General features: G+C 75.5%; 25 protein-coding genes and 1 pseudogene. 10 read left to right on the plus strand and 16 right to left on the minus strand.

What is annotated here, in order from left to right:
* Together ACA514_RS43410 and ACA514_RS43415 are read right to left on the minus strand one after the other, a co-directional pair.
* Positions 1 to 411 (minus strand): response regulator transcription factor (locus ACA514_RS43410; protein WP_375047390.1); only part of this gene is annotated, 411 nt, incomplete at its 3' end.
* A gap of 657 nt (positions 412 to 1,068) precedes the next feature.
* A pseudogene (locus ACA514_RS43415) lies at positions 1,069 to 1,527 on the minus strand (histidine kinase); the annotation flags it as partial.
* A 527-nt stretch (positions 1,528 to 2,054) separates the two neighbouring features.
* Between ACA514_RS43415 and ACA514_RS43420 the strand changes: the two are divergent.
* The 5 genes from ACA514_RS43420 to ACA514_RS43440 all read left to right on the plus strand — a co-directional run bounded on the left by ACA514_RS43420 (position 2,055) and on the right by ACA514_RS43440 (position 5,818).
* A complete protein-coding gene (locus ACA514_RS43420; protein WP_375047320.1) occupies positions 2,055 to 2,720 on the plus strand; it encodes a response regulator in 666 nt (221 codons plus the stop codon).
* A gap of 93 nt (positions 2,721 to 2,813) precedes the next feature.
* A complete protein-coding gene (locus ACA514_RS43425) occupies positions 2,814 to 3,521 on the plus strand; it encodes an RNA polymerase sigma factor (RefSeq protein ID WP_375047321.1) in 708 nt (235 codons plus the stop codon).
* Positions 3,518 to 4,324, plus strand: coding sequence for a methylated-DNA--[protein]-cysteine S-methyltransferase (locus ACA514_RS43430; protein ID WP_375047322.1), 807 nt, complete (start codon positions 3,518 to 3,520; stop codon positions 4,322 to 4,324). The genes ACA514_RS43425 and ACA514_RS43430 overlap by 4 nt, the downstream gene beginning before the upstream one ends.
* A 106-nt stretch (positions 4,325 to 4,430) precedes the next feature.
* Entirely contained in the window at positions 4,431 to 5,498 is a 1,068-nt protein-coding gene (locus ACA514_RS43435; RefSeq protein ID WP_375047323.1) for an NAD-dependent epimerase/dehydratase family protein, read from the plus strand.
* Between the two features lie 68 nt (positions 5,499 to 5,566).
* A complete protein-coding gene (locus ACA514_RS43440; protein ID WP_375047324.1) occupies positions 5,567 to 5,818 on the plus strand; it encodes a hypothetical protein in 252 nt (83 codons plus the stop codon).
* Here the strand turns inward: ACA514_RS43440 and ACA514_RS43445 are convergent.
* The gene (locus ACA514_RS43445) at positions 5,815 to 7,119 is read right to left on the minus strand and encodes a glutamate--cysteine ligase (RefSeq protein ID WP_375047325.1); all 1,305 of its coding nucleotides are present in this window, start codon (positions 7,117 to 7,119) and stop codon (positions 5,815 to 5,817) included. The genes ACA514_RS43440 and ACA514_RS43445 overlap by 4 nt on opposite strands.
* A gap of 157 nt (positions 7,120 to 7,276) precedes the next feature.
* Here ACA514_RS43445 and ACA514_RS43450 point away from each other — a divergent pair, with 157 nt between their 5' ends.
* Both ACA514_RS43450 and ACA514_RS43455 read left to right on the plus strand, forming a co-directional pair.
* Positions 7,277 to 7,906, plus strand: coding sequence for an isochorismatase family protein (locus ACA514_RS43450; RefSeq protein ID WP_375047326.1), 630 nt, complete (start codon positions 7,277 to 7,279; stop codon positions 7,904 to 7,906).
* A 7-nt stretch (positions 7,907 to 7,913) separates the two neighbouring features.
* Positions 7,914 to 8,945 (plus strand): GlxA family transcriptional regulator, encoded by a 1,032-nt coding sequence (locus ACA514_RS43455; protein WP_375047327.1) that lies wholly within the window; start codon positions 7,914 to 7,916, stop codon positions 8,943 to 8,945.
* Here the strand turns inward: ACA514_RS43455 and ACA514_RS43460 are convergent.
* The 5 genes from ACA514_RS43460 to ACA514_RS43480 form a co-directional block, all read right to left on the minus strand.
* The gene (locus ACA514_RS43460) at positions 8,902 to 9,684 is read right to left on the minus strand and encodes a sulfite exporter TauE/SafE family protein (RefSeq protein WP_375047328.1); all 783 of its coding nucleotides are present in this window, start codon (positions 9,682 to 9,684) and stop codon (positions 8,902 to 8,904) included. The genes ACA514_RS43455 and ACA514_RS43460 overlap by 44 nt on opposite strands.
* 90 nt (positions 9,685 to 9,774) lie before the next feature.
* Positions 9,775 to 10,566 (minus strand): GntR family transcriptional regulator, encoded by a 792-nt coding sequence (locus ACA514_RS43465; RefSeq protein ID WP_375047329.1) that lies wholly within the window; start codon positions 10,564 to 10,566, stop codon positions 9,775 to 9,777.
* Positions 10,567 to 10,725: 159 nt separating this feature from the next.
* Positions 10,726 to 11,346 carry a YigZ family protein gene (locus ACA514_RS43470; protein ID WP_375047330.1) on the minus strand — a complete coding sequence of 207 codons (621 nt, stop codon included), beginning with the start codon at positions 11,344 to 11,346 and terminating at the stop codon, positions 10,726 to 10,728.
* Positions 11,347 to 11,389: 43 nt separating this feature from the next.
* Positions 11,390 to 12,232 (minus strand): DUF3152 domain-containing protein, encoded by an 843-nt coding sequence (locus ACA514_RS43475; protein ID WP_375047331.1) that lies wholly within the window; start codon positions 12,230 to 12,232, stop codon positions 11,390 to 11,392.
* Positions 12,233 to 12,461: 229 nt separating this feature from the next.
* Positions 12,462 to 13,247, minus strand: a complete 786-nt coding sequence (locus tag ACA514_RS43480; RefSeq protein ID WP_375047332.1) for an HAD-IIA family hydrolase — start codon at positions 13,245 to 13,247, stop codon at positions 12,462 to 12,464.
* Positions 13,248 to 13,448: 201 nt separating this feature from the next.
* Between ACA514_RS43480 and ACA514_RS43485 the strand changes: the two genes are divergently transcribed.
* Positions 13,449 to 15,170 carry a class I adenylate-forming enzyme family protein gene (locus ACA514_RS43485; protein ID WP_375047333.1) on the plus strand — a complete coding sequence of 574 codons (1,722 nt, stop codon included), beginning with the start codon at positions 13,449 to 13,451 and terminating at the stop codon, positions 15,168 to 15,170.
* A gap of 24 nt (positions 15,171 to 15,194) precedes the next feature.
* Here ACA514_RS43485 and ACA514_RS43490 read toward each other — a convergent pair whose 3' ends face one another.
* From ACA514_RS43490 to ACA514_RS43515, 6 genes are all read right to left on the minus strand, one after another.
* Positions 15,195 to 16,463, minus strand: coding sequence for an RNA polymerase sigma factor (locus ACA514_RS43490; RefSeq protein WP_375047334.1), 1,269 nt, complete (start codon positions 16,461 to 16,463; stop codon positions 15,195 to 15,197).
* A 23-nt stretch (positions 16,464 to 16,486) separates the two neighbouring features.
* Positions 16,487 to 16,843 carry a YciI family protein gene (locus ACA514_RS43495; protein ID WP_375047335.1) on the minus strand — a complete coding sequence of 119 codons (357 nt, stop codon included), beginning with the start codon at positions 16,841 to 16,843 and terminating at the stop codon, positions 16,487 to 16,489.
* 32 nt (positions 16,844 to 16,875) lie between these two features.
* Positions 16,876 to 17,346 carry a DUF6069 family protein gene (locus ACA514_RS43500; protein ID WP_375047336.1) on the minus strand — a complete coding sequence of 157 codons (471 nt, stop codon included), beginning with the start codon at positions 17,344 to 17,346 and terminating at the stop codon, positions 16,876 to 16,878.
* 145 nt (positions 17,347 to 17,491) lie between these two features.
* Positions 17,492 to 18,565: an alpha/beta hydrolase gene (locus ACA514_RS43505; RefSeq protein WP_375047337.1), complete on the minus strand. Its 1,074-nt coding sequence runs from the start codon at positions 18,563 to 18,565 to the stop codon at positions 17,492 to 17,494.
* A 44-nt stretch (positions 18,566 to 18,609) separates the two neighbouring features.
* On the minus strand, positions 18,610 to 19,593 hold the full coding sequence (locus ACA514_RS43510; RefSeq protein ID WP_375047338.1) for a zinc-binding dehydrogenase: 984 nt from the start codon (positions 19,591 to 19,593) through the stop codon (positions 18,610 to 18,612).
* A complete protein-coding gene (locus ACA514_RS43515) occupies positions 19,590 to 20,471 on the minus strand; it encodes a haloalkane dehalogenase (RefSeq protein ID WP_375047339.1) in 882 nt (293 codons plus the stop codon). The genes ACA514_RS43510 and ACA514_RS43515 overlap by 4 nt, the downstream gene beginning before the upstream one ends.
* A gap of 74 nt (positions 20,472 to 20,545) precedes the next feature.
* Here ACA514_RS43515 and ACA514_RS43520 point away from each other — a divergent pair, with 74 nt between their 5' ends.
* Both ACA514_RS43520 and ACA514_RS43525 read left to right on the plus strand, forming a co-directional pair.
* Positions 20,546 to 21,043 carry a MarR family winged helix-turn-helix transcriptional regulator gene (locus tag ACA514_RS43520; RefSeq protein WP_375047340.1) on the plus strand — a complete coding sequence of 166 codons (498 nt, stop codon included), beginning with the start codon at positions 20,546 to 20,548 and terminating at the stop codon, positions 21,041 to 21,043.
* 130 nt (positions 21,044 to 21,173) lie between these two features.
* A complete protein-coding gene (locus ACA514_RS43525; RefSeq protein WP_375047341.1) occupies positions 21,174 to 21,602 on the plus strand; it encodes a RidA family protein in 429 nt (142 codons plus the stop codon).
* A 124-nt stretch (positions 21,603 to 21,726) separates the two neighbouring features.
* Here the strand turns inward: ACA514_RS43525 and ACA514_RS43530 are convergent, their stop codons facing one another.
* Together ACA514_RS43530 and ACA514_RS43535 are read right to left on the minus strand one after the other, a co-directional pair.
* Positions 21,727 to 22,302, minus strand: coding sequence for a TerD family protein (locus ACA514_RS43530; RefSeq protein ID WP_375047342.1), 576 nt, complete (start codon positions 22,300 to 22,302; stop codon positions 21,727 to 21,729).
* Between the two features lie 127 nt (positions 22,303 to 22,429).
* Positions 22,430 to 24,235, minus strand: a complete 1,806-nt coding sequence (locus ACA514_RS43535) for an acyl-CoA dehydrogenase (protein WP_375047343.1) — start codon at positions 24,233 to 24,235, stop codon at positions 22,430 to 22,432.
* Between the last annotated feature and the right edge of the window lie 5 nt (positions 24,236 to 24,240).

A 24,240-nucleotide genomic window follows, 5' to 3' on the forward strand; every position in this document is an offset into this window, starting at 1 on the left:
CAGTTCGGTGATGACGCGGTGGGCGACCTTGGGCGACAGGAACGCGGCGCCGGCGGCGACGGCGCGGACGCCGGCGATGAGTTCGTGGGGGTCGCCGGATTTGAGGAGGAAGCCGCTGGCGCCGCCGGACAGGGCGCGGGCGATGTAGTCGTCCTCGCCGAAGGTGGTGAGGACGGCGACGGCGGTGGCGGGGGCGACGCGGCGCAGTTCGTCGGCGGCGGCGAGGCCGTCCATGCGGGGCATGCGGATGTCGAGGAGCGCGACGTCGGGGTGGTGGGCGAGGGTGAGGTCGACGGCCTCGCGGCCGTCGCCGGCCTCGGCGACGACGTCGATGCCGGGGTCGGCGGACAGGATGGCGCGGACGCCCGCGCGGATCATGGCCTCGTCGTCGGCGAGCAGGACGCGGATCACTCGTGGCCTTTCGCGGGGTCGGGGTCGGCGGTGCTGTAGGAGTTCTTGGCGATGAGGCGGCCGTCGCGGAAGCACAGGCGGTACAGGTGGCCGGTGCCGAGCAGGTTGGCGGTGGGCCGGTAGTAGCGGCAGTCGGCGGCGGGCGGTTCGGGGACGCGGGCGCGGACGTCGCCGGCTTCGGTGGCCTGCATGGGCGGGATGACGTGCCCGATGTCGGCGCGGGTGTCGCCGAGGCGAAGGGCGGCGTAGTCGGCGGGGCGCAGGACGGAGTTGAGGGTGGCGTAGGCGTAGTAGCCGAGCATGACGGCGCCGAGGGCGGCGATGAGGGCGGCGGGTGAGGGTGACGGTGATGGGTGCGCCGGGGGCGTGTTTGGCGGCGTTGGTGATGGCTTCCTGGACGATGCGGTGCGCGGCGAGCGCGATCATCGGCGGGAGGGGCGCGGGGTCGGAGCCGGTGCGGGGGGCGCCGGTGTCCAGGTGGACGGGGACGCCGGAGGCGCGGGCGCGTTCGACGAGGTCGTGGACGCTTTCGTGGGCGGGCCGGACGGGGGCGTCACCGGTAGCGGCGTCGACGTCTCGGGCGTCGACGCCGTCCGGGCCGGGGCCGGAGGTGGTGCTCTCCCCCGGGCCGGTGCGGCGGGTGGTGTCGTCGCGCAGGACGCCGATGATCTCGCGGAGGTGCTCGGTGGCGTCGGCGGCGCCGGCGCGCAGTTCGGCTGCGGCGGCGCGGTGCCGGTCGTTCAGGCCGGAGGCGACCTGGAGGGCGCCGGCGCGGACGGCGATGAGGGCGAGTTCGTGGCCGAGGGTGTCGTGCATGTCCTGGGCGATGCGGGCGCGTTCGCGCAGGCGTTCGCGTTCGGCGGTGAGGTGCTGCTCGCGTTCGAGGCGGTCGGCGCGTTCCCAGCCGGCGTGCAGGAGTTCGCGGTACTGCCGCCAGTAGCGTCCGGCGAGCCAGGGCAGTACGCCGAGCAGGACCAGCCAGATCGTCAGCGGGAACCAGCTGGTGACGTCGATGCCGCGGACGATGTTGAGCAGGGTGCCGGCGGCGAACACGGTGGTGAAGCCCCACAGCACCGTGCGGGCGCGGGCGCTGCGCAGTCCGGCCAGGTAGGACATGACGGGGACGGCGAAGGCGAAGTTGCCGTGCAGGGCGGTGAGGGTGGTGGCGGTGATGAGCGCGGTGGCCGGCCAGGTGCGGGAGACGGCGACGGCGGCGGCCAGGGCGCCGAGCCCGGCGATCTGCAGCCACCAGGCGGGGCTCGCCGGCTCGGCTGGGGAGAGCAGGCTGAACGCGACGGGCAGCGCCAGGACCGTCCCCAGCACGACGTCTTTGATCAGCAGGGAGCGGCGGGGCCGGTGTACGGCGGCGCGCAGCCGCCCGTATCCGGCGCGAAGCGAGCGGACGGCGCGGCTGTCCGGTTCGGTGGGACCGCCGGGTCCGGTGGCGGGGCGCTCCCCCGGGCGCGGCGGGACGGTGGTGGTGGCCGGGTCGTTCACCCGGCCCACGGTACAAGCCGGTGATCTGGGGTGATACTGCCGAAAGTCAGGGGCCGCTACCGTGGGGCGGGTGTCGCGCGGGCGGTGACGGGCGGAGGAGAACAGGTGGCGGACGCGAAGCCGGGGCGGGCGATGCGGGAGGACTCGTGATCGGGGTGGTGCTGGCCGACGACCAGACGCTGGTGCGGGCCGGGTTCCGGTCGATCCTGGAGGGCGAGGACGACATCGAGATCCTCGCCGAGGCCGGGGACGGCGAGCGGGCGGTGCGGCTGGCGCGCGAGCTGCGCCCGGACGTGGTGCTGATGGACGTGCGGATGCCGGTGCTGGACGGGCTGGAGGCGACCCGGCGGATCGTGTCCGACCCGGCCCTGGACGGCGTCAAGGTGGTGATCCTGACGACGTTCGACCTGGACGAGTACGTGTACGGGGCGATCAAGGCGGGGGCGAGCGGGTTCCTGGTGAAGGACACCGAGCCGCCGGAGCTGATCCACGGGGTGCGGGTGGTGGCGCGGGGCGACGCGCTGCTGGCGCCGGCGGTGACGCGGCGGCTGATCGCCGAGTTCGCCTCCCGGATCACCGCGCCGCCGCCCGCGGTGAAGCTGGACGCGCTGACGGCGCGCGAGCGGGAGGTGCTGGAGCTGGTGGCGCAGGGCCTGTCGAACGAGGAGATCGCCGAGCGGCTGGTGCTGTCGCCGGCGACGGCCAAGACGCACGTCAGCCGCATTCTGGCCAAGCTGGGGGCGCGGGACCGGGCGCAGCTGGTGGTGCTGGCCTACGAGTCGGGGATGATCCGTCCCGGCTGGCTCGGCTGACAGCGCCGCGAGGGGCGTGGAGGCGTGGCGACGGACCGCAACGGGGCGGGGCGCGGCGGTGTTGATAGGGATGTGACGGTTACCGAGGAGGTTGTGATCCGGCCCGGCGCCCCTTCCACCGCCGCGGACGGCGGCGATCGCGGGGACGGCGGGCGCGGGATCGATCCGGCGTGCGCGCACGTCGTCGCGGCGCTGTCGGGCGACCTGGACGCCGGGTTCGCCGCGATGTACGAGGCGTACCGGGGCGCGGTGTTCTCCACGGCGCTGCGGTTGTGCGGGCGGTGGGCGGAGGCCGAGGACCTGGCCGCCGAGGCGTTCCTGCGCGCCTACCGGGCGCTGTGCGGGTACGGGCCGGAGCGGATCGCGGACCTGCGGCCGCGGGCGTGGCTGCTGACGATCCTGACGAACGTGTGGCGCAACGGGCTGCGGACGGCGGCGCGCAAGCCGCCGCCGGGCCCGCTGGAGGACGCACCGGACCCGCCCGATCCGGCCGAGGGCGTGGAGGACGCGGCGGCGCGGCATGAGACGGGGCGGGAACTGGCGGGGCTGCTGGCCGAGCTGCCCGCCGCGCAGCGCGCCGCGGTGGTGCTGCGGCACGTCACCGACCTGCCGGTGGCGGAGATCGCGGAGGTGATGGGGGTGCCGGAGGGCACGGTGAAGTCGCATGTGTCGCGGGGCCTGGCCCGGCTGCGCCGGCTGCACGCCGAGGCGGACATGCGCGGGCAGGCGGATCCGCGGGGCCGGGCGGCGCGGCGCGGCGGGCCGGTGGACGATGACCGGGAGCGAGGAGGGGTCCGATGAGCGGTACCGATTCCACGTCCGACGCGCTGTCGGCGATGGAGCCCACCGACCGGGTGCTGGCGGGACTTGCCGGGCTGGCCGCCGACGCGCCGCCCGCGCTGCTGGACCGGATCGCCGCGCGCCGCGTCCGGGTGGACGGCCCGCTGGAGGACCTGCGGGTGGCGTTCACCGACCGGGGTGTGGCGTTCGTGCGGGCGGGGATGGACGAGCGGGAGTTCGCCGGGGCGTTCCGGCAGCGGTTCGCGCGGCCGCTGCTGGCCGCCGACGCGCCGCCCGCCGGGCTGGTGCCGGCGTTGCGGTCGGGGCGGCTCGGTGATCTGCCGCTGGACCTGCGGGGGCTGAGCGCGTTCGAGGCGGCGGTGCTGCGGGCCGCGGCGGCGATCCCGCGCGGGCAGACCCGCCCGTACGCGTGGGTGGCGCGGCTGGCGGGGCGCCCGAAGGCGGTGCGGGCGGTCGGGTCGGCGCTGGGCCGCAACCCGGTGCCGCTGCTGATCCCCTGCCACCGGGTGACGCGGTCGGACGGGTCGCTGGGCGAGTACGTGTTCGGGGCGGCGGCCAAGGAGCGGCTGCTGCGCGCCGAGGACGTCGACGTCGACGAGGTCGAGGGGCTGGCGCGGCGCGGGGTGCGGCTGGTCGGCAGCGACACCACGGGGATCGTGTGCTTCCCGACCTGCGCCGACGCCCGCCGGATCGCGCCGTCGCACCGGCGCGGTTTCCGGGACCTGGCCGCCGCCCGGGCGGCGGGGTACCGGCCGTGCCGGCACTGCCGTCCGGACGGGCCGCCGGAGTCGCCCGCGGGGTGACCCGGTCCCCCGGCGCGCCCGGGCCGCGCACCTGATGGGCGCGTGTAGAGCGGCCTGTGGCGGGAATGGGCCGTCCACCTGCTGGGACGACTGAGGGGGAGACACCATGCGGGTCGTCGTGACCGGAGCCACCGGGAACATCGGCACCAGCACCGTCGAGGCGCTCGCCGCCGACTCCCGCGTCACCTCCATCGTGGGGGTGTCGCGCCGGGGACCGGGCCCGCACGGCGACCAGGCCGCCGGGGGCGGCCGGGTCGAATGGGCCGAGGCCGACGTCACCGACTCCGACCTGGTCCCCCTGCTGCGCGGCGCCGACGCGGTGATCCACCTGGCGTGGCTGTTCCAGCCCACGCACCGGCCCGCCGTCACCTGGGACTCCAACGTCGTCGGCACCACCCGGGTGCTGGACGCGGTCGCGGCCGCCGGGGTCCCGGCCCTGGTGGTGGCGTCCTCGGTCGGCGCCTACTCCCCCGGCCCCAAGGACCGCGCCGTCGACGAGTCCTGGCCCACCCACGGGTGGCCCGGCGCCGCCTACAGCCGCGAGAAGGCCTACGTCGAACGGCTCCTGGACGTCTTCGAGGCCCGCAACCCCGAAACCCGCGTCGTGCGGATCCGGCCCGGGTTCATCTTCGAACGCCAGAGCGCCGCCCAGCAGCGCCGCCTGTTCGCCGGTCCGCTGCTGCCCGGGCGGCTCGCCCGCCCCGGTCTGGTCCCGGTCGTGCCCGACCTGCCCGGTCTGCGCTTCCAGGCCCTGCACTCCGCCGACGCCGGGCAGGCGTTCGCGCTCGCCGCGCTCGGCGACGCCCGCGGCGCCTTCAACATCGCCGCCGACCCCGTCATCGACCCGGGCGAGCTCGCCGGCCTGCTCGGCGCCCGGACCGTCCGCGTCCCCGCCCGCGCCGTGCGCGCCGCGCTGGCCGCCGCGTGGAACCTGCATCTGGTCCCGGCCTCGCCCGGCCTGTTCGACCTGGCCCTGCAGGTGCCGATCATGGACACCGCGCGGGCCCGCGGCGAGCTCGGCTGGACGCCCCGGCACACCTCCCGCGACGCGATGGCCGCGTTCCTGGAGGGCCTGCGCACCGGCGCCGGACGCGACACCCCGCCGATGTCGCCCGACGCCGGCGGCCCGGCCCGCGTCCACGAGGTCGCCACCGGCGTCGGCCGCAAACCCTGACCCGCCGCACACACCGCCCCGGCCCGCAGCCGACCACCGCCAGCCCGATCACCTCGCAGGAGTCACGAATGCCGACGATCACACCAGCCCATCTGCACGAGCTGCTGGCCTCCACCGACCGCGACGCCGCGCTCGTCGTCGTCGGCGGGCGGGCCGCCGTCGTGCCGACCACCCCCGCCGGACGCGACGAGGCCGACGACGCGCTGGTGATCACCACGCGGGACGCCGTCATCGCCGAACTCGACACCGGCGCCAACGACGAGCAGCTCGAACGCCTCGCCCAGCGCCTCGACACCGCCCTCGACAGCCTCGGCGGCTAGCCGCCGCCGCGCTCCACGACCGGCACCCCGGGCTCGTCGCCGCCCGCGTCCGGCTCGTCCGCGACCGGCGGCAGGTCGGCGCAGGTCTGGCCGACGAGCATGTCCACCACGCCGCGCGCCCCGCCCGTCCCGGCGGCCGCGCGGCGCTGCCGGTCGGCGCCGGTTCCCGCCCGCCGCACCCGCTCCACCAGCGTGAACACCCTCTTCAGATCTCCGGTGTCCTCCAGCGCGGGGGCGATCCGCGCGACCAGGTCGTCCACCAGCCGCCACGGCGGCGCCGCGCGGCCGGTCAGCGCGTCCACCGCCGGGCCCGCCATCGCGTTGCGGCCGGCCGCCCACAGTGCGGCCGTGCACACCTGGGCGTCCACCGGCGGCGCCTCCCGTCCCGCCGCCAGGTCCGCCAGCGCGGTGGCGACCAGGCCCCGCACCAGCGCCGCCTGCAGCACCGCCTCCCCCGCCGTCGCCGCCGCGTCCGCCACCCGCACCTCCACCGTCGGCCACCGCGGCGACGGCCGCGCCAGCCAGAACGTCATCGCCTCGTCCACCAGCACCCCCGCCTCCACCAGCGCCGCCACGCGCCGGTCGTGCTCGGCCGCCGACGCCGACCACGGCGGGATCCCCGCGCCCGGGAACCGCGCCATCGACACCAGCCGCCGGCTGGCGAACCCCGCCCCGGTGCCGTACCCGCCGCAGCGGCGCGGATGGTCGCCGGCGTGCGCGCGGACATGGTCGAACGGCGAGTTCGCCGACAGCGCCAGCAGTACCGGCAGCCAGGGCCGCAGATGGTTCACCACCGCAACCGCCGTGTCCCGCCCCGCGACCCCGACGTGGACGTGGCAGCCGCACGCCTGGTAGTCCTCGACCACGTCCCCGTAGGCGCGCAGGATCCGCGCGAACCGCTCGCCCCGCGCGGGCGGCGGCGCAGCCCGGCACAGCACCGGCGTCCCTGACGCCGCCAGCCGCGCCCCCACGGCCCGCGCCGCCTCCGCCAGCCGCGCCCGCCCGTACCGCAGCTGCGCGCCCAGGCCCTCCAGCTCCCGGCAGACCCCGGTGGTCGCCTCCACCTGCGAGGACAGCAGCTCGGGCTGGAAGGAGCCCCCGGCGTGCCGGAAGCGGTGCACGCCCGCCCCCGCCAGCACCGGGCCCGCCGCCGGGACGCACTCCCCCGACACCGGGTCCACCAGCAGGAACTCCTCCTCCACCCCGACGCTGACCCCCGGCACGCACGCCATCGCGCCGGCGGCCTCCGCCGTGGCGGGGACGCCGGGCTCCGGGACCTCCCCCGGACCGTCTCCCCCCATCCGGATCCCCCCTCGTCCGCGTCTGCGCGTCATCCCCGAAATGCCCGAAGAACGCGGTCCCTCCCGCCGCGGCCCCGGATTTCCTGACCGGATCGTTCCGCATCCCGCCGTGATCATGCCTGTCCGCCGCCTTAGGCCCGCCGCCAGACTCAGAGCCATGAACCGAGCCCTTCTCGTCATCGACGTCCAGGAGTCCTTCCGGGTCCGCCCCAACTGGCGGGCGGTGTCGGCGCCCGACATCGCCGCCCGCGCCGCGCGCCTGGCCGCCGCCGCGCGCGCCGCCGGCGATCTGGTGGTGTGGATCCTGCACGCCGAACCCGGCACCGGCACCGCCTTCGACCCCGCCCTCGGCCACGTCCGCCTGATGGACGGCCTCGATCCCCGCGACGGCGAACCGGTCCTGACCAAGACCTCCCGCAACGCCTTCACCACCACCAACCTGCGGCAGCTGCTCACCGCCGGCGGCGTCGGCGAGGTCGTCGTCTGCGGCATCCAGACCGAGCAGTGCTGCGAGACCACCGCGCGGCTGGCCGCCGACCTCGGCTACCAGGTCACCTTCGTCACCGACGCCACCGCCACCTTCCCCATCGCCCACCGCGACGCCCCGCCCGGCCGCCCCCTCGCCGAGATCCTCGCCGACCCCGCCACTCTCACCACCGCCGACATCATCGCCCGCACCGAGTACGCCCTCGCCGGCCGCTTCGCCGCCATCGCCGCGCTCGACGACCTCGCCCCGCCCGCCGGCACCATCCCGGCCGCAGGCACCGCCGGGCTCCCGGTACGCTGACCGGATCGTGCCCCAGATCGTCTTCCTGCTCGTCCCCGGTGTCCACCTGCTCGACCTCGCCGGGCCCGCACAGGTGTTCTGGGCCGCCGGCGACCTGCTCACCGACGCGCACCAAGGCACGCACCAAGCCGCGCACGCGGGCGGCCCGCGCGGCGTCGCGCCGCCCCGGTACCGGCTCGCCTACGTCGCCGAGCAGGACGCGGTCGCCAGCGCCCAGGGCCTCACCGTGCAGGCCGCCACCGCCTGGCCCGACCTCGGACCCGGTGACATCGTCGTCGTCCCGGGCTGGCGATGGCGCACCGGAGCCCCCCACACCCCGCCCATCGGCGCCGCCACCGCCCGCCGGCTCGCCGCCCACCACGCCCGCGGCGGCCTGGTCGCCAGCGTCTGCGCCGGCGCGTTCGCCCTCGGCCACGCCGGGCTGCTGGACGGCCGCCGCTGCACCACCCACCACGAGATCCAGGACGACCTGGCCCGCCGCCACCCCCGCGCCACCGTCGTCCCCGACGTGCTGTACGTCACCGACGACCGCGTCGTCACCTCCGCCGGCATCGCCAGCGGCATCGACCTCGCCCTGCACCTGGTCGCCGCCCGGCACGGCCCCGGCACCGCCGCGCGCGTCGCCCGCTCCATGGTCGTCTACGCCCGCCGCAACGGCGACGAACCGCAGGCCAGCGCGATGCTGCGGCACCGCGCGCACCTCAGCGACACCGTCCACCGCGCCCAGGACCTCATCGACGCCCGCTACACCGCGCCGCTGCCGCTGGCCGGCCTCGCCGCCGCCGCCGGCGTCAGCGAACGCACCCTCACCCGCCGCTTCACCGCCGCGACCGGCCTCACCCCGCTGCGCTACCAGCAGGAACTGCGCCTCGAGCACGCCGAGCACCTCATCGGGCAGGGCGCCACCGCCGACGCCGCCGCCCGCGCCGCCGGGTTCACCGACGCCCGCATGCTCCGCCGCCTGCGCGCCCAGCCCCGCCCGGCCGCCGCGGCGGTCAGCCGTGCAGGGCCAGGTAGGGGGCGAGCGCGAACAGGCTGACGATCAGCGCGCTCGTCAGCGCCCCCGCCGGCACGGTGCGGGCGATGATCCAGCCCAGCAGCACCCCCGCCAGCTCCGGCACGCCCGTCAGCGCCGCCAGCGGCCAGTCCACCGCGCCCGCCGCCGCGTACCCCGCCGTCCCCACCGCCGCGATCACCACCGACTGCGCCTGCGCCGCCGCCAGCGCCGACAGCACCGGCGTGCCCAGGACCATCAGCAGCGGCACGCTCAGCATCGGCCCGCCGATCCCGAACACCCCGCTCGCCACCGCCACCGCGAACCCGACCGCCGCGACCTGCGGCATCCCCGGCCCGCCGCCACCACCGGCGCCGGCGGACGCGCCGGGGGCGGGGCCGCCGGTGCGGCGCCACACCAGCGCCGCCACCAGCGCCACGAACGCCCCCAGCAGGATCCCGAACGCCCGCCCCGGCACCACGCTGTTGACCAGCACCCCCAGCGGCGTCCCCGCCACCGCGGCGGCCGCCAGCACCGCCGCGGTCCGGCGCGTGCCGCGCTCGCGCAGTTGCCCCGAACGGGTGTAGGCGGCGGTCGCCAGCGCCCCGGTCGCCACATGCGTGACGATCGCCGTCCCCGCCACCTGCGCCGGCGGCAGCCCGGTCAGCGCGAACAGCCCGACCGTCACCAGCACCCCGCCCGGCCCGACCGCCGTGATCCCGACCCCGGCGACCAGCCCGAACAGCGCCAGCCCCGCCAGCACCGGCATCCCGAGACCGCCCACGGCCCCTCCCTCCCACATCGCACACGGCAACGGCACGGCCACGGGCGGGCGCCTCTGCCCGCCAACCCCGGCAGACGGCCAGGGGACGGTTCAGGCGCCGGGCGGGGCGGGGGCGCGGTACAGGGTGGCGCGCAGCGTCAGCCGGTCCGCGCGGATGTGCACCGCCTCGCTGTCGACCGGCCGCCCGTCGGCCAGATGCGCCAGCCGGTCGATCGAGAAGATCGCCGCGCCCGCCGGGACGCCGAGCAGCGCCGCCGTGCCCGCCGCGGCCGCCACCGCGTGCACCTGCACCTCGGCCCGGCCCAGCGGCTGCCCGGCGACCTCCTCCACCAGCCCGAACAGGTCCCGCCCGGCCAGCTCCCGCGCGAGATCGGGCCGGCTCAGCAGGCCCTCGCCGATGTCGCCGGGAAGGTAGGTGGTGTCCAGCGACAGCGGCTCGCCCTCCAGCCGCCGCAGCCGCTCGATCCGGACCGCGCCGGCGCCGGGCGCCAGCCCCAGCCGGGCCGCCACCGCCGGCGGCGGCACCGGGACCCGGCCGATCTCGCGGACCTCGTTGGTGACCGTGCCGTGCCCGGTCAGCGCCTCGGCCAGCCCGGCGAGCCGGTCCAGCCCGTGCCCGTGCTTGGCCGCCACCACCGTGGTGCCCACCCCCGGCCGCCGGGTGACCAGGCCCTCCGCGCGCAGCAGCGCCAGCGCCTCGCGGACGGCGTTGCGGGACGCGCCGAGCCGCTCGCCCAGCTCCCGCTCGTCGGGGAGCGTCCCGCCGGGGAACGCGCCGCCGGTGATCTGCTGGCGCAGCACGTCGGCGGCCTGGCGGGCGCGCTCGGCCCGCGGCCGCGACGACACCCACTCGCCCCGGTCCGCCCGCGGCGTCCCGTCCATGCGGTCCCCCTTCCCACCGGCCCGCGCCCGGCGCGGCCCGCTCGTCCCACGATGCCGCACCCACATTACGCCACTGTTACGCCACCCGATGTGACCTGGATGAACGCCTCACCAGCGGGTCCGCGGCGGCCGGCGCGAGTTCGGCCACGCGCACCCGGGTCAGACCGGGACCTCCACGTGGCCGGGCGCGCCGCGGACCACGGCGGCGCGGCCCGCGGTGACCTGCGCCGCCCACGCCTCGAACGCCGCCACCTCCTCCACCGGCACCGCCACGTCCGCCTCCACCGCCGCCCCGTACCGCACGTCGGACGGCTGGACGCCGCGGCCGTGCAGATCCCCCAGGAACCGCCCCGCCAGCGCGTGCTCCACCCGGACCGTCACCGCCAGCACCGGCCGCAGCTCCACCACCCCGACCGCGTCGATCGCCTCCGACACCGCCTGCCCGTAGGCGCGCACCAGCCCGCCCGCGCCCAGCTTCACCCCGCCGAAGTAGCGGGTGACCACCGCGACCGTGCCGGTCAGGCGCCGCCGCACCAGCACCTCCAGCATCGGGATCCCCGCCGTCCCGGCCGGCTCCCCGTCGTCGCTGCTCTTGGTGATCTCACCGTGCTCGCCCACCACGTACGCCGAGCAGTTGTGGGTGGCGTCGCGGTGCGCGCGGCGGTGCCGGGCCAGGAACTCCACCGCCTCGGCCTCGCCGGCCGCGCGCGCCAGCGTGCACACGAACCGGGACCGGCGGATCTCCAGCTCGCGGGAGCCCCCGCCTTTGATCATGCGCATGTCGGCCCGAGTCTAGGCGCCGCACCCCCGCCGGCGGCCGGTGTCAGCCCTTGGGGAACGGCCACGGGTTGGGCGCGCACCCGTACAGCGACTTGGTCTGCTGCACCATCACCGGCGCGGGACGGCCCTTGCCCGGGCACTGCCGGTGGCCGTGGCCGAGCGCGTGCCCGACCTCGTGGTTGATCACGTACTCGCGGTAGGAGGCCAGGTCGCGGCCGTAGGACGCGGCGCCCTGGCCGTAGCGCAGGGCGTTGACGACCGAGCGGTCCCCGTGCCGGCACGACAGCTCCCCGCCGGTGACCAGCGGCGCGCACATCCGGTCGGTCATCGCCGGGCTCGACAGCGCCACCCGGAACCGCACCGGCCCGCGGGCGACCCGCTCGAAGCGCATCGCGCCGCCGTGCCCCCAGCTGCGCGGGTCGTTCAGCACCCGCTGCACCTCCGCCGCGAAGTCCGCGCCGCTGATCGGCAGGCCCCGCTCCACCTCCACCGTGTACCGCACGAGGGTGCCCCGCGACCCCGGCGGCGGCGCGGCCCTGCCCGGCACCACCGCGTAGCGTCCGCTCGCCGACTCGGGGACCCGCACCCGGACCGGCTGGCGGCGGCCGTTCACCACCGGCCCCCGCACCACGGTCGTGCCCGTCTTCCCGGCGGGCCGCCTCGACGGCGACGGCGGCGGGGACGGCGCCGATGACGTACGGGCCGTTTGCGGGCGGGCCCCGCCGTGATCGTGGCCCATCGCCGACCAGGCGGCGACGGCGCCCGCGCCCAGCAGCACGACGGCGCCGGCGGCCGCGGCCAGGCCCGTCCGGCGGCGTCCGCGCCGCCGCCCCTTCACCGGACGCGGCGGACGTGACGCGGCGGGATCGTCCTGGAGATCGTGCACGGTGCTCCGCTCTCGGCGAGGGCACCGGAGCGGCCCGCCGCGGCGGCGGCCGGCGGGCGCGCGCGGCCCGCCTCCCGCCACGTCCCGTCAGGCCCCCGACCTGCGCGGACACGACCCCGGCACATGTCGTTGATCTTGCGTTGATCGTATCGGGGCCGGGCGGGCGAGCGGCGGACGGGGCCCGGTCGAACCCCGTCGAACCCCGGTCAGCACCAGGGGCGGGCGGCGGTCAGGCGTCGATCAGGTCGATCAGGTCGGCGATGGAGGGCACCACCCGGTGCGGGCGGAACGGGAAGCGGCCCACCTCGTCCTTGCGGGTCACCCCCGTGAGCACCAGGATCGTCTCCAGGCCCGCCTCCACGCCCGCGACGATGTCGGTGTCCATCCGGTCCCCGACCATCGCGGTCTGCTCGCTGTGCCCGCCGACGACGTTCAGCGCGGTCCGCATCATCAGCGGGTTCGGCTTGCCGACGAAGTACGGCTCCACCCCCGTCGCCCGGGTGATCATGGCGGCGACGGCGCCGCAGGCGGGCAGCGAGCCCTCCTGGGACGGGCCGACCGGGTCGGGGTTGGTCGCCACGAACCGGGCGCCGCCCTCGATCAGCCGGATCGCCTTGGTGATCTGGGAGAAGCTGTAGGTGCGGGTCTCCCCCAGCACCACGTAGTCGGGGCTGATGTCGGTGAGGACGTAGTCGGCCTCGTGCAGCGCCGTGGTCAGCCCCGCCTCCCCGATCACGTACGCCGACCCCTCGGGCCGCTGGTCGGCCAGGAACCGGGCGGTGGCCAGCGCCGAGGTCCAGATGAACTCGGCCGGGACCTGCAGCCCGAGCGCGGCCAGCCGCGCCGACAGGTCGCGGCGGGTGTAGATCGAGTTGTTGGTCAGCACGAGGAACGGCTTGCCGGAGGCGGCGAGCCTGCGGATGAACTCGTCGGCGCCGGGGACGGGGTGGCCCTCGTGCACCAGCACGCCGTCCATGTCCGACAGCCAGTACTCGATCGGCTTGCGCTCGCTCATGTCCCCATTGTCGCAGGTGGAGATCTTCGAGTGGAACGGTCCGCGCCAAGACGGCGGACGCCCCGCCCGGCGGAGGCCGCGGGGCCGCGGGCCGTTGACCGGCGCGTGAGACAAATCATAGGTTTGCCCCACGGCGTGCCGAACCGTGTTCGGTGTCCGGGCCGCGCGGCGGCGCGCCGCTGTGGTCCGCGGGAGGCGCGCGTGCAGAGCCGTGAGGTGAACAGCCCCGAGCTGAGGAGCATCGCCGAGGTCAGGGCCGAGATGACGGCCCCCGGGCAGCTGTTCGAGATGGACGAGGTCGACGTCCGCGGCGTGCGGACCCGCGTCTGGAAGAACGCCCCGACCACCCTGCGCGAGATCCTGGAACTCTCCCGCGGGCACGGCGACGCCCCGTTCCTGGTCTACGAGGACGACCGGCTGAGCTTCGCCGAGCACTACCGGCGCGCCGCGGCGTTCGGGCGGCTGCTGGCCGGGGCCTACGGGATCGCCAAGGGCGACCGGGTCGCGATCGCGATGCGCAACTACCCCGAATGGTCGGTGGCGTTCTTCGGCGCCGCCGTCGCCGGCGCGGTCGTCGTCCCGCTCAACGCCTGGTGGAGCGCCGACGAGCTGGAGTACGGGCTGCGCGACAGCGGCGCCAAGGTCCTCATCGCCGACGCCGAGCGCGCCGAACGCCTCGCCGCCGTCCTGCCGGGCCTGGACGTCGCCGTGCTGGTCGCCCGCCCCGGCGGCGCGCCGCCCGCGGGCGCCGAGTCGTTCGAGGCCGCCCTGGAGCGGGCGCCGGCCGGCGGCGGCGAGGACCTGCCGGACGTGGCGATCGGCCCCGAGGACGACGCCACGATCTTCTACACCTCCGGCACCACCGGACGCTCCAAGGGCGCCCTCGGCACCCACCGCAACATCACCACCAACCCCGTCAGCCTCGCCTACGGGCTGCTGTCGGCCGGCGTGCGCGCCGGCGGGAGCGTCGAGCAGCTCACCAGGCCGCAGCCCCGCGTCACCCTGCTGAGCGTCCCGTTCTTCCACGCCACCGGCTGCCACTCGGTGCTGGTGTCCAGCGCCATGCAGGGCGGCACCGTCGTGCTGATGTACAAGTGGGACGTGCGCCAGGCGCTGGAGCTGATCGAGCGGGAGCGCGTCACCGGGTTCGGCGGGGTGCCGACCATGGCGTGGCAGGTGCTGACCTCCCCCGACTTCGACAAGTACGACACCTCCAGCCTCACCGGCGTCAGCTACGGCGGCGCGCCCGCCGCGCCCGCGCTCGTCGACAAGATCAAGGAGCGGCTGCCCGAGCGGGTCCCCGGCAACGGCTACGGCCTCACCGAGACCTCCTCGGTCACCACCTACAACGGCGGCGTGAACTACCTGGAGCACCCCGACAGCGTCGGCCCGCCCGTCGCGGTCTGCGACGTCAGGGTCGTCGACCCCGCCACCGGCGAGGACCTGCCCGCCGGCGAGGTCGGCGAGCTGCTCATCGCCGGCCCCAACGTCATCAAGGGGTACTGGAACAAGCCGGAGGCGACGGAGCAGGCGTTCGTCGGCGGCTGGTTCCACAGCGGCGACCTGGCCCGCGTCGACGCCGACGGGTTCGTCTACATCGTCGACCGCGCCAAGGACATGCTGATCCGCGGCGGCGAGAACATCTACTGCGCCGAGGTCGAGGCCGCCCTCTACGAGCATCCCGCCGTCGCCGACTGCGCCGTCATCGGCGTCCCCCACGACGTGCTCGGCGAGGAGGTCGGCGCCGTCGTGGTCCCCCGCCCCGGCACCGCGCCGACGCCCGAGGAGATCCAGGGGTTCCTGCGCGGGCGGATCGCCGCGTTCAAGGTCCCCGTCCACTTCTGGTTCCGCGGGGAGGGGCTGCCCCGCAACCCCGGCGGGAAGATCCTCAAGACCCGGCTGCGCAGCGAACTGCTCGGCTGACCGGCCGCGCGTTCCGGCAGCGGCTCATCCGCGGCCGGCGTGGGCGGCGCATCGGGAGGCGTGCTGCTGCATGGTCGCGCGCTGCCGGGTGTTGGCGGTCAGGCTCGCGGCGCGCAGGAAGTGGCGCCGCGCCTGGTCGTGGTCTCCCGCGTTGCAGCACAGGTCGCCGGCGACGGCGGGCAGGAGGTGGTAGTCGCGCATCGCGGGGTGGTCCAACAGCGGGCGCAGGACGTCGAGCCCGGCCTGCGGCCCGAAGGCCCGGCCGATCGCGACGGCGCGGTTCAGTTCGACGACCGGTGACGGGGTGATCTGCGCGAGCCCGTCGTAGAGGGCCGCGATGCGCGGCCAGTCGGTGTCGTCGGCGCGGCCGGCGCGGGCGTGGCAGGCGGCGATCGCGGCCTGGAGCGCGTAGGGCCCCGCGGTGCCGCGCAGGCGGTCGATCCGCTCGATGAGGGCCAGTCCGCGGCGGATCAGCAGCTGGTCCCAGCGGGTGCGGTCCTGGTCCATGAGGAGCACGGGTTCGCCGTGCGGGCCGACGCGGGCGGCCAGGCGCGAGGCCTGCAGTTCGATCAGCGCCAGGAGGCCGAGGGTCTCGGTGTCGTCCGGGGTCAGGCCGGCCAGCATCCGGCCCAGGCGCAGTGCCTCCGAGCACAGTTCGGGCCGCACCCAGCTGTCGCCGCTGGTCGCCGAGTACCCCTCGTTGAACACCAGGTAGACGACCTCGCGTACGGCGTCGAGGCGGGCCGGGCGCTCGTCGGGTCCGGGAAGGTCGAAGCGGATGCGGGCCGCCGCGAGGGTGCGTTTGGCGCGGACGACGCGCTGGGCGATCGTCGGCTCGGGCGTGAGGAAGGCCCGGGCGACCTCGCCGGTGGTGAGGCCGCAGACCACCTTGAGGGTGAGCGCCGACCGGGCGTCCGGCGACAGGATCGGGTGGCAGGCCATGAACACCAGCCCGAGCAGGTCGTCGGCCAGGTCGCCGTCGGCGATCCGGTCGAGGTCGACCTCGGTGGCCCGCGGCGCCGCGGCGGCGAGGAGGTGGTACTTGTCCCGGCGGGTGTCGCGTCGCCGGAGCCGGTCGACGGCGAGGAACCTGGCGGTCGTGTTCAGCCAGCCTGCCGGGTTGCCCGGGACGCCTTCGCGCCGCCACTTCTCGATGGCGGCGACGAAGGCGTCCTGGGCGAGCTCCTCGGCGGCGTCGAGATCGCCGGTGAGCCTGACGAGCCGCGCGACCAGGCGGGGGGACTCGACGCGCCACAGCGCCGCCAGCGTGGCGTCGAGGTCTCCGGTGTCCATGACGGTCGAGTCCTGTCCCGGTGCTACTGCAGGTCGGAGAACTCGACGACGCGGCGGACGTCGATCCGCTCCACACCGACGATCAACGCGAACTTGCGGGCGTGCTCGACCGCCTCGGCGAGCGAGTCGACCTCCAGGATGGCGAAGCCGCCGATCAGCTCCTTGGCCTCGGCGAACGGACCGTCGATGACCCGTACGTCCCCGTCCTCGATCTCGAGCCGGGCACCGGAGGAGCTCGGGTGGACGCCCTCGCCGCCGAGCAGGACCCCCGCCATCGCCGACTCCTGCATGTGCGCACCGATCGCGGCCTGCTGTTCGGGTGTCGGCTTGACGCCCTTCTCCATCGCCTCGGTCTCGTAGTGCATCAGCATGTATCGCATGGTCGGATCTCCTTTTGGGTGGGCGGTCATTCTTATCGTGACGAGGGCGATCGGTCGCCCTTGAGGCGGCGGCCGACCAGGGGGACGATGACGGCGGCCGCGATGAGGTGGGCGGCGACGAGCGTCAGCCTCGTCCCGGTCGAGGTGGCCGCGGCGGTCAGCGGAGCGGCCAGGGAGACGAGCGCGAGCGCGCTCGCCGCGAGGGTGTAGGCGCGGGCCGGGCGGGACGAGCGCCGGTTGATCAGGGCGGCGAGGCCGAAGCCGAAGACCATGACCATCACCAGGGCGATGGCGCACGCCCCGGGGTCGAGCGGTACGACGCTGGAGGCGCCGCCGCCGGGGTCGCCGACCGCCAGGTGCACGCCCGCGACCCGGACGAGGGCGGTGAACGCCTCGGTCGCCGCCGCGGCCAGGACCGTGGCGACCAGGTTCGTCCGCAGCAGCCCGCGCAACGGGACCCGGACGATGGCGGGGACGTCATCGGTGGCGGTTACGGCGGTCATCTCAGGCTCCCTGGACTCGGAGTTCGGCACCCCTCGGTGCGCTCACCCCCTCTGCCGAACGGCGACCGGCCGAATCGACACCCGCCCCGCAAATCATCGGTCACGACCAGGTAACAGTCCCCCGCCGGCAGGGGCCGTCCCCCTTTCACCGTGGGTTCCCGGGAGGATCCTGCATGGCCGGCACTCGGGCGGCGAGGACGCGCTTGGTCCAGGCGATGATGCTGCGGTAGGCCAGGGCCGCGTTGCGGTGCAGGTTGATCGCGTGACCGGCGTGCGGGACGACGACGGCGTCCAGGCGGGCGTGCGGGTAGAAGGGCCGCTCGGCCGCGGCGAGGGTCGCCGCCGAGGAGCAGTCGGTGGCGTCGGGCGCGCAGGCGAGCCTGTCGCCGGCCCCGTCGCCGACGAGGACGGGAACGGTGATCCGCCCGGTCACGCCCGGCGCGTCGGCGTCGCCGATGGTCATGAGCTCCCCGAAGGTGTTGGTCTCCTTCGTCGCGATGTCGCGCGCGATGACGCGCGGGTCGGCGTCGGCCGCGTTGTACATGAACTCGGGACGCTGGACGTCCTGCACCGTCACGTAGCCGCTGTCACCGGCCGGTACCTCGGCGGCCAGGCGCGGTACCTGGTCGACGGGCTGGCCGAGTTGCGCGAGGAGCCGCTCGGTCGTCGGCGAGATGGCGTGCGCGCTGCCGGTCAGGACGAGCGCGTCCACATCGCGGTAGGTCGCGGCCTCCAGTTTGGCGATTTCCGAGCCGTAGGAGTGGCCGACGAGCATCACGGTCGCGAAGCGGCGCCCGGCGATCGCACCGCCGCGCAGCGCGGCGACCACCTGATGGACCGTGTGGGCGTTGGACTCCAGGGTCACCTCGGAGCCGGCCGGGTGCGAACTGCGTCCGATGCCGATGCGGTCGAGGTCGAACGTCGCATAGCCGGCGGAGTTCGCGTGGCGGGCGTAGGAGTAGTGACCGGGCTGGAACGGGAAGTCCCAGTACACGTGGCTGTAGTTCAGGCCGGATACCAGCACCTGCACCGTGCCGGCCGGCCGTTCGGCGGGGGTGCAGAGCCGGCCCCAGATCCGATACTGGGCTGCCTGCCCCTGGCTGAGCGAGACGGGGACGGTGACGTCCCGGCAGCGGGCCGGGGACTCGGCCGCGCCGGCCGCGGCGGGGACGGCGGCCAGCAGGCCGGTCGCCAGACCGGCCGCGGTGGCCGAACGCACGATGTGGTGATGCACGATGCCTCTTCCCGAGGGGATATGGCCGGTCACGGCCGCAGGACCGTCTTCCCGGTGCTCGCGCGCGATTGCAGGGCGGTGTGGGCGGCGGCCGCGTCCGCGAGGGCGAACCTCTGACCGATCACCGGGACGAGACGCCCCTCGTCGAGCGCTTCGAGGGCGTCGCGTTCCAGCGTCCGGGTGCCGCCCGGGCGTTGGAGGATGCGTGCGCCGACGGCGGAGGCGACGCTGATGCCCCGGCCGAACAGGTCGGCGGTCGACAGTTCGGTCAGGGAGCCCGAGGACGAGCCGAACATCACCAGGCGCCCGGTGACGCCGAGCAGTTCCAGGGCGCTGCGGCCGATCCGGCCGCCGACGCCGTCGAGGACGAGCGTCACCGGCCTGCCCTCCAGTGCCCGGCCTACCGCGTCGGGCCAGTCGGGAAGGGTGTAGTCGATGGCGTGGTCGGCGCCGATCCGGCGGGCGAGCGCCACCTTCCCGGGGCCGCCTGCGACGCCGACGACCGTTGCGCCGGCCGCGCGGCACGCCTGGACCAGCAGGGTCCCGATCCCGCCGGCGGCCGCGGTGACCAGGACGACGTCGCCGGCGGCGGGCGCGGCGAGTTCGAGGATCGCCATGGTCGTCCGGCCGGTGCCGACCATCGCCACGGCGCGGTCGGCGTCGGCGTCGTCCGGCAGGACGTGGACGGCCGCCGCGGGCGCCAGCGCCAGTTCGGCGTATCCGCCACCGGCCGGGCCGAGATCGGCCACGACGCGGCGGCCGAGGAGGCCGGTGCCGGCGTCCGCACCGGCCTCGTCGATCGTTCCGGCGACCTCGCGGCCCGGTGTCATGGGCAGCCGGGACGCGACCCGCGGCCCGCCCTTCCCCTGGCGGATGACGGTGTCCAGCAGGTGGACGCCTGCCGACTCGACCCTGATCCGCACCTGGTCAGCGGCCGGGCGGGGGTCGGGGACCTCCTCCAGCCGCAGTTCCTCAGGGCCGCCGAACGCATGCTGCCGGATCGCGCGCATCATGTCCGGCCCTTCCCGCCGGCGAGTAGGCCGTGCTTGTCGAGCCAGGCGACGAGCGAGGCGGCGATGGCCTCGGGCTGGTCCTCGGGGGTGTGGTGGCCGGCCTTTCCGTGCGTCTCGATCTCCAGCGCGGAGATGTGGGCGGCGCACCAGTCGATGATCTGCGCGCTGATCATCGTGCTCTCGCCGGGTTCGAAGGCGAGCAGGAGTTTGGGCACGTCCGCGCTGTCGGCCAGCCACCGGTCGTAGGCGTCGATCCTGGCGACGACGTCGGCGGGCTCGCCGTCCAGCGGCATCGACCGCGGCCACCGCAGCAGCGGGACCCTGCTGCGCCGGGTGGGGTAGGGCCGGGCGTAGACCGCCAGGTCCTCCTCGCTCAGCCCGGGGACGGTGCGCGGCAGCGCCTGCTCGATGAAGGCGTTCTGGTCCAGCACCATCGCCTCGCCGGTCCCGGGCGTCCGCATCGATGCGAACAGCGGGCGGGCACCGGCGGGGAACTCCTCCCAGGACATCGGTTTCACGATCGTCTCGGTGAACGCGATGCCGCGCACCCGCCCGGGGTGGCGGGCGGCCCAGTCGAAGGCCAGGGCGCCGCCCCAGTCGTGGCCGACCAGCACGACCCGGTCGAGGTCGAGGGCGTCGAACCAGGCGTCGAGGTACCGCGCGTGGTCGTCGAAGCCGTAGGCGATGTCGGGCTTGCCGGACTCGCCCATGCCGATCAGGTCGGGTGCCAGGCACCGGCCGGACGCTCCGACGGCGGGCAGGATGTGCCGCCACAGATACGACGACGTGGGGTTGCCGTGCAGGAAGACCGTCGGGACCGGTCCCCGGCCGGCCTCCCGGTAGAAGATCGTCGAGTCCAGGACGGGTGCGGTGGGCATGGCGCTCTCCCTGGGAGGATGGCATACTAGACAGGTACCTGACCAACATAGAAAGTAGACAGGAGCCTGTCAATATGGAGGGAGACCTCTCTTCACGGCGATCGCGGCTGTCGCTGCTCCTGCGCCTGCTCCACCGCGAGTACACCCTCGGCATCGAGGCGGCCCTGGCCGAGGCGGGCTTCGGCGACATCCGGTCCGGGGACGCGAAGGTGTTCCCGTTCGTCCCGCCGGAGGGCATCGCGGTCCGCGACCTGGCCGTCCGCGCCGGTGTGCGCAAACAGACCATGGCGCAGTCGGTCGACCAGTTGGAGCGGGCCGGCTACCTGGAGCGCCGCCCCAATCCCCGCGACGGCAGGTCCCGGCTGGTCGTCCTCACCGAGCGGGGAAGAGCGGTCCAGCCGGTGGCGGCCGGCGCGGGAGACCGCATCGAACAGCGGTGGGCCGAACTGACCGGTCCGGAGGACTTCGACGCTCTGCACGCCCGGCTGAACCACCTGCTGAACCGCATCAGCGAAGCGGACCCCGACGCCGCCGAGCGCCTGACCTCGATCGACGCGAGCCGACTCGACTGAGGGAGACGAGATCGAGATGAGCGGCATGCGACCGGCCGCACCGGCAACGGCCACGCCCCCCGGGGCGGAGGACGGCTCGACCGGGCGAGCGCGGGGAACCCGCCCCCCGGCGCGCCGGTAACGTGATCGCGTGAGCGAACAGCGACCGGCGGGCAACACGATCCGCCAGATCAACGCGCCGGACCTGGCGCCCGGCCCCGGCTACAGCCACGTCGTGTCCGTGGACGTCCCCGGACGCCTCCTGGTGCTCAGCGGCCAGATCGCCCTGGACGCCGCCGGGAACCTCGTCGGCCCCGGCGACCTCGCGGCCCAGACCCGGCAGGTGTTCACCAACCTGCAGGCCGCGCTGGCCGCCGCCGGCGCCCGCTGGGAGCACGTGGTCCGGCTCGGCTACTTCCTGCGGGACGCGAGCCAGGTCGGCGTCGTGCGGGCCGTCCGCACCGAGATGCTGCCCGCCGGCGTCGACCCCGCCGCGTCCCTGATCCAGGTGTCCGGGCTGGTCCGCGACGACCTGCTCATCGAGGTCGAGGCCCTCGCCGTCGTCCCCGCCGGACACTGACTCCCCGACGCCGACCGCGGACACCGGCCCCCTGGCGCAGGTTCCGGGGACGCCGAAGGGGCGGGACGCAGGCGTCCCGCCCCTTCCAGGCCTCCGGCACAGAGCCCGCGCGCGGGCCCGCCGGTCAGACGTTCACGCCGAAGTCGGCGGCGATGCCCGCCAGCCCCGACGCGTACCCCTGGCCGACCGCGCGGAACTTCCACTCCGCGCCGCTGCGGTACAGCTCGCCGAACACCATCGCGGTCTCGGTCGAGGCGTCCTCGGACAGGTCGTAGCGGGCGATCTCGCCGCCGCCGGCCTGGTTCACCACCCGGATGAAGGCGTTGCGGACCTGGCCGAAGCTCTGCTGCCGGCCGTCGGCGTCGTAGATCGACACCGGGAACACGATCTTGGACACCTCGGCCGGGACGTTCTGCAGGTCCACCTTGATCTGCTCGTCGTCGCCCTCCCCCTCGCCGGTCAGGTTGTCGCCGGTGTGCTCCACCGACCCGTCGGGGCTCTTGAGGTTGTTGAAGAACACGAAGTGCTGGTCCGACAGCACCTTGTTCTCCGCCGAGCACAGCAGCGCGCTGGCGTCCAGGTCGAAGTCGGTTCCGGTCGTCGTCCGCACGTCCCAGCCCAGACCCACCACGACCGCGGTCAGTCCGGGAGCCTCCTTGGTCAACGAGACGTTGCCGCCCTTGCTCAGACTGACTCCCACTGTGCCTACCTCCGTATCGGACCGGGCGGATGACGGTCACCCGCGGCCTGTCTAAGCAGAACGGTAGCCAGTCCCCGCCGGTTCCCCCGGCTGATTCCCCCATTCCCGGCGTGGCGTGCCGGGCGGGTCACCCGCCGGTCAGGAACGCCGCCGGCGCGGTGATCACCGGGGGCAGCTCGAACGCCGCCGCCAGCTCCGCAGCGCGCGGCGCCAGCTCGTCGCAGGTCCGCCGCCGCGCCGCGTGCACCTCCTCCAGCCAGCCGGGCGGCACCACGCCCTCGTCCAGCAGCCCGGCGGCGCGGCGGTCCATCCAGTTCAGGGCGTGCAGCCGCAGGACGGGACCCAGCGCCGGCGGCCCGGACTCCCGGGCGGCGTCGCAGATCTCCAGCGTGAGGCGGTCGGCGCAGGCGGTCGCGGTCCGCGCGGCCAGCACCAGGTTGTCGTTCCAGGCGGTGAACGGGTCGGCGCCCGCGTCGGCGGCGGCCCGGACCCGTTCGGCGAGCCGGTCGCGCATCCGCCGCTCGGCCTCGCGCGCCAGGAACAGCCACACCCGCGGGGAGTCCAGGTCGCCGTCGTCGGGCGGGCCGGGCACCGCCCCGGGCGGGGTGTAGCGGTCCAGGTCGGCCATCGCCCGCGCCGTGTCGTACAGGATCAGCTCGTTGTCGCCGCCGGCGTTCATGTAGGCGTGGCTGAGGCCCCGGTAGGCGTTGAGGCGCTCGACGGCCGCGAACCCGGGCGCGCCCGAGTGCACCCGGCACGTCGACACCGTCTCCTGCGCGGCGACGGTGGCCGCCGCCTTCAGCAGCGCAAGGTCCCGGTCGACCGCCGACCAGGGCGCCCACGCGGTCTGCGGCCCGCCGGCCGGGGCGTCGGCGGAGGTGCGGCGGGTCTTGACGTGGGAGGCGACGGCGGTCAGCGCGTACGCCGACGCCAGCGCGCCCAGCACCGCCTCCTGCTGGTTGCGGTAGTCGGTCAGCGGGCGGCGCGGCGCGAGCCGGCCGAGGGTGGAGCGGCCCGCCGAGTGCGCCAGCAGCATCCCGGCGGACGCGCGGGTGATCGCCGCCGACGCCGAGATCACCGCCCGCCACACCGCGGGCGCGATCCCCATCGAGCGGGTCAGCCGCGCCGCCGGCGACCCGGCCGGGTCGTGGAAGGAGCCGTCGGCGTCGATGCGGGCGCCGTCGCGCAGCCACGCCTCGTAGGGGACGTGCAGGTCCTCCAGCAGCACGGCCGCGTAGTCGACCTGCAGCCCGGTCGTCTCGGGCGCCGGGACGATCCGCACGCCGGGCGGCGCGGCGCCGTCGGGGCCGCGCACCGGCACCGCGAACACGAACACCCCGCGTTCCTCGCCGCCGTGCACCAGGGTGGCGTAGACGCAGGCGGTCTTGGGGACGTCGGGGTGGGCGGTGCTGGTGGGGAACTTGGCGGCCTGCACGTCGGGGGTGCGCAGCACGAACCCGCCGGTGGCGGGGTCGTGGACGGCGACGGTGCGCGGCGACAGGTGGCTGTTGCTGCGGCCGACCTCGGTCATCAGCAGTGCCCCGAACGAGTCCATCGACTCCAGCGACTCGCGCGCGGTCCCCGGCTGGTCCTTCCCGGGGCCGAACCGCAGGATCGGGCCGAGCGCGAGGGTGTAGTGCAGCATCATCACGTGGAACAGCGCGGGGTCGGCGATCGCGGCGCGTTCCAGCAGCGCGCACAGCGCCGGCGGGTCGTCCAGCAGTTCGGACCCGGGCGGCGCGGCGAGCCCGGCGCGCCGCAGCCGCGCGTAGGTGAGGGCCTGGTGGTCGCGGGCGGTCAGGTCGCCGGGGTAGGTGAAGAACTCCTCGGGGACGGCGTCGGCGAGCCGTTCGCGGAGCTTGGGGCCGGGGGACGCGCCGCGCACGAAACCGGCGAGGTCGCCATCGGGGGAGGTGCCCATGGACATGCCCATCTGCT

Source organism: Actinomadura sp. NTSP31, from assembly GCF_041951385.1.
GTDB lineage: Bacteria > Actinomycetota > Actinomycetes > Streptosporangiales > Streptosporangiaceae > Spirillospora > Spirillospora napierensis.

Coding starts and splice junctions, on each gene's coding strand:
- ACA514_RS43440 (WP_375047324.1), top strand. CDS start 5,567: ATGCCGACGATCACACCAGCCCATCTGCACGAGCTGCTGGCCTCCACC.
- ACA514_RS43480 (WP_375047332.1), bottom strand. CDS start 13,247: ATGAGCGAGCGCAAGCCGATCGAGTACTGGCTGTCGGACATGGACGGC.
- ACA514_RS43495 (WP_375047335.1), bottom strand. CDS start 16,843: ATGCGATACATGCTGATGCACTACGAGACCGAGGCGATGGAGAAGGGC.
- ACA514_RS43470 (WP_375047330.1), bottom strand. CDS start 11,346: ATGCGCATGATCAAAGGCGGGGGCTCCCGCGAGCTGGAGATCCGCCGG.
- ACA514_RS43515 (WP_375047339.1), bottom strand. CDS start 20,471: ATGCCCACCGCACCCGTCCTGGACTCGACGATCTTCTACCGGGAGGCC.
- ACA514_RS43465 (WP_375047329.1), bottom strand. CDS start 10,566: ATGGACGGGACGCCGCGGGCGGACCGGGGCGAGTGGGTGTCGTCGCGG.
- ACA514_RS43510 (WP_375047338.1), bottom strand. CDS start 19,593: ATGATGCGCGCGATCCGGCAGCATGCGTTCGGCGGCCCTGAGGAACTG.
- ACA514_RS43435 (WP_375047323.1), top strand. CDS start 4,431: ATGCGGGTCGTCGTGACCGGAGCCACCGGGAACATCGGCACCAGCACC.
- ACA514_RS43445 (WP_375047325.1), bottom strand. CDS start 7,119: ATGGGGGGAGACGGTCCGGGGGAGGTCCCGGAGCCCGGCGTCCCCGCC.
- ACA514_RS43490 (WP_375047334.1), bottom strand. CDS start 16,463: ATGGACACCGGAGACCTCGACGCCACGCTGGCGGCGCTGTGGCGCGTC.
- ACA514_RS43430 (WP_375047322.1), top strand. CDS start 3,518: ATGAGCGGTACCGATTCCACGTCCGACGCGCTGTCGGCGATGGAGCCC.
- ACA514_RS43535 (WP_375047343.1), bottom strand. CDS start 24,235: ATGGGCATGTCCATGGGCACCTCCCCCGATGGCGACCTCGCCGGTTTC.
- ACA514_RS43520 (WP_375047340.1), top strand. CDS start 20,546: ATGGAGGGAGACCTCTCTTCACGGCGATCGCGGCTGTCGCTGCTCCTG.
- ACA514_RS43450 (WP_375047326.1), top strand. CDS start 7,277: ATGAACCGAGCCCTTCTCGTCATCGACGTCCAGGAGTCCTTCCGGGTC.
- ACA514_RS43500 (WP_375047336.1), bottom strand. CDS start 17,346: ATGACCGCCGTAACCGCCACCGATGACGTCCCCGCCATCGTCCGGGTC.